The 4,167-nt window shown below is 36.4% G+C and carries 1 protein-coding gene and 1 CRISPR repeat array; the gene reads right to left on the bottom strand.

The genetic code is table 11. From position 1 onward, the window contains the following. Positions 1-122: 122 nt before the first annotated feature. A complete protein-coding gene (locus NNC77_RS16125; RefSeq protein WP_254971846.1) occupies positions 123-371 on the bottom strand; it encodes a DUF3791 domain-containing protein in 249 nt (82 codons plus the stop codon). A gap of 656 nt (positions 372-1,027) precedes the next feature. Further along, positions 1,028-3,742: direct repeats of the CRISPR family, unit length 30 nt; unit sequence ATTTCAATTCCATAAAGGTACAATTAGAAC. Positions 3,743-4,167 lie beyond the last annotated feature (425 nt).

The raw sequence follows: 4,167 nt of genomic DNA, 5'->3' as shown, positions 1-4,167 counted from the left end.
TTACGGACAAGACTCCTTTAAATGATTTGTTTAACAAAGCTGTTCCAACAGAAGAGACGGAGGATTGGCTATATCCTAGCCTTTTCAGCCCCGACGATTTCTAAACGGGACAGCAGTGTCCATTATTCTTTTCTTTCCCAATTTTTAAGAGCTTCGACCACATCACTTGCCACAGCTTCCCGGCTCTCGGTATGTAGAGTGTCATAGCAATCTTGAATGAGACTCTTGATTAGCCCCACCTTATCCAATCGCTTTCTCATTTCAGACGGCGATATACCCATTTTTTGTGCCGAAGCCTCGATAGCCAACACCGTAAAGGCGAGGCGGTCAAACTCCGAGTCACTTTTCAGTAACAGTTCTCTATCTTCCATTCTTTACAAAACATTGTATTTGGGTACAAATTTATAGATTTTCTCTGATATTCCACTCTATTTCGGAGTTAAATAAAGAAAAATAGCCCGATTTCGCTAAAAACTTTACTGATGTTGGAAGAAGAATTGGGAAAAGTAGGAATAAACTTCTTTTTACTTTACCATTTCCATGTATTGGCAATTGTGCCAAAATCATGAACTTCATTATGCGAACTCATCCACTTCATTTCACGAGTTCATCTACTTCATTTCACGAGTTCATTTACTTCATTGAGTTGACACATACGGCTGCGGTGGCTGAAGGAGACGACTGAGTTAGCAGAATGAGACGGCTGCATTAGCTGAAGGAGTCGAATGCAGTGGCTGAAGGAGACGAATGCGATAGCTGAAGGAGTCGAATGCAGTGGCTGAAGGAGACGAATGCGATAGCTGAAGGAGTCGAATGCAGTGACCGGAGGAGACGAATGCGATAGCTGAAGGAGTCGAATGCAGTGACCGGAGGAGACGAATGCTGTGGCAGGAGGAGACACATTCTGAACACTTATAACTAGAGATTGCGGTATAATACTAAAGCTATCAGTACTTCTGAATTAATTCCATAAAGGTACGATTAGATTAGAACTTTGTTCGGAATTAACTCAATACATATTGTCTATATTTCAATTCCATAAAGGTACAATTAGAACTGCCATTCTTGTAGGCATCTTTCACCATCTGTGCCAATTTCAATTCCATAAAGGTACAATTAGAACTACATGATGATGATGGGCATGATGCGCTATATGTAATTTCAATTCCATAAAGGTACAATTAGAACTACCGATTTGGAAAAACTGATAGGTAAGAAACGCTTATTTCAATTCCATAAAGGTACAATTAGAACTTGGCATTTGTTACTTTTCTTCGACTCCGATGAGTATTTCAATTCCATTAAGGTACAATTAGAACTGTACGTCAATCTGTAAATCAAGCAGAGGATCTAATTTCAATTCCATTAAGGTACAATTAGAACCCTTCTGCTCAACCTTAGCCTTCAGGTCCTTGACCTCCATTTCAATTCCATAAAGGTACAATTAGAACTATCGGGTGTGCCCACGCTTCTTGCATTCTCCGTTATTTCAATTCCATAAAGGTACAATTAGAACTGGATTCACCGATTTACGTTCACGTAGCAGAGCATAATTTCAATTCCATAAAGGTACAATTAGAACTCGAGTTTGGCAGCAAAAAATATCGAATAAAATTATTTCAATTCCATAAAGGTACAATTAGAACGTCCTTGGATTCTATTCAGGGTGAACTTTATGTCAAATTTCAATTCCATAAAGGTACAATTAGAACTCGACAGAACCTGAGGTCATATCGGCAGAACCCGAATTTCAATTCCATAAAGGTACAATTAGAACTGTCTGTTCCACATCGTTCAGGTATTAGGATTCATTCATTTCAATTCCATAAAGGTACAATTAGAACAAATAGACAAGCATTTCAGTGAAATTGTTTCTTAATTTCAATTCCATAAAGGTACAATTAGAACTCTTGCTCAGGCTGATTTGGAACTGGCAGGTAAGAATTTCAATTCCATAAAGGTACAATTAGAACAGTTATTAATTAATTAATTAATCAGCCCTAGCGCAGCAATTTCAATTCCATAAAGGTACAATTAGAACTTTTATAATTTTGATTCTGATTTTGTTGATATGAATTTCAATTCCATAAAGGTACAATTAGAACTCATCTGCTGTTACTCAGCAGACGCATACTCTTATATTTCAATTCCATAAAGGTACAATTAGAACGTCCTAACTCCCACGGTACTAAGTCTAAGTTCCTTGGATTTCAATTCCATAAAGGTACAATTAGAACCTTCTGTACCGTCATCGGTGAAGGTGGTTCTACTAAATTTCAATTCCATAAAGGTACAATTAGAACTCTTTCTTCTCTTATTAGCGGTGCTGGTTCTCTTTTATTTCAATTCCATAAAGGTACAATTAGAACTTATGGCTAATCGTTCCAATGTTATGGGTCTCCAATTTCAATTCCATAAAGGTACAATTAGAACAAATAGCTTCAGAGGAAGGATATCTTGCTTTAACTCTATTTCAATTCCATAAAGGTACAATTAGAACAAAGAGAAACCAGGCAGCGAGCCGGAAGCGAGAATAAAATTTCAATTCCATAAAGGTACAATTAGAACACTCCCGTGTAACGTTAAAGGTTCTCCTTTCAGCGTATTTCAATTCCATAAAGGTACAATTAGAACTTTGCAAACTCATCGACCTTCGCAAGGCAGCTAAAATTTCAATTCCATAAAGGTACAATTAGAACCACTCTAGCAAAGGCTATCAGATTCCTTATGCCCTTATTTCAATTCCATAAAGGTACAATTAGAACCTTGTACTATTGATAAGACAGACGGCAAGGCTAGATTTCAATTCCATAAAGGTACAATTAGAACATTTAGGTTTTACCCCTAGACAATATTTTGATATTATTTCAATTCCATAAAGGTACAATTAGAACAATACTTGTCGGCAAAACCATATACATAAAATATAAATTTCAATTCCATAAAGGTACAATTAGAACAGAGCACCGTTGCCCGAAAGCTGATAGAAAGCTTATTTCAATTCCATAAAGGTACAATTAGAACTCGCCATCCTTTACCTTTTTTTCTTCCAAAGTACCTTATTTCAATTCCATAAAGGTACAATTAGAACGTGCAAGGTTTTGGGTGCACAACAACATCATCGGCATTTCAATTCCATAAAGGTACAATTAGAACAACACCTCAATACAGAGAAAAATTCACCCTCATGAAATTTCAATTCCATAAAGGTACAATTAGAACGCTACTGCTTTACAAAAGTATAAGGAAATTCAGTATTTCAATTCCATAAAGGTACAATTAGAACATGGCGTAGAGGTCTTAACCTTTCTGTACCTCAGTAATTTCAATTCCATAAAGGTACAATTAGAACTGCTTATCTTCTCAAGTTCATTAATCGTTCTGCTGTATTTCAATTCCATAAAGGTACAATTAGAACACATAATGTTTTGTATGCTAGTAAGCGCTTTTGTATTTCAATTCCATAAAGGTACAATTAGAACGGAGAACCACCGTCTAACATAAGATAAGGGTTTAAAATTTCAATTCCATAAAGGTACAATTAGAACGTTCTGCGTCTATTAAGTTTACTGCTAAGACCTAATTTCAATTCCATAAAGGTACAATTAGAACATTCTGATTTTGTTTCTCAGATTGAGGCTCATTTATTTCAATTCCATAAAGGTACAATTAGAACGACAATGGTTTGAGTTCCTTTTTGAGCACATACCAAATTTCAATTCCATAAAGGTACAATTAGAACCCGTTAATCCTTAGGCATAGATGCTCGAAGAATCTATAGGTTTGTGGGTGCAAAGATACAAAAAATCTTCAGAAAAAATGTCGATGCCTAAAGATATTTTTTCTGCGGCCTTACGACAACCTGCCTATTTATGGAGGTTTCAATAAGTCAAAGAACACTTTCGGAGGTTTTTCCGAACCTAGAAACGGAAAATTAGAACCACATCGACAACTCTTTATAAGAAATTATCGGTAGACATTCTTTCTTTTCCAAGAATCTGTTTGTTCATATTATACCCCATTTTATTGGTGAAAACAATGACACTATGGGGGTGTAAATTAAACTGTGTCAAGGCTTGTTCTTAACTTTCATTCCCACTCCCTGCTGGGGGCATGCCCCCAGCAGGGAAGCCTTTTCGGCTGCAAAGTTACATAATTTTAAATCTA

Origin of the sequence: Segatella copri, from assembly GCF_024330485.1 — a bacterium.
Taxonomy (GTDB): Bacteria; Bacteroidota; Bacteroidia; order Bacteroidales; family Bacteroidaceae; genus Prevotella; species Prevotella copri_L.
The sequence above is the reverse complement of the archived record's forward strand: the minus strand, read 5'-3'. Positions and strand labels throughout refer to the sequence as shown.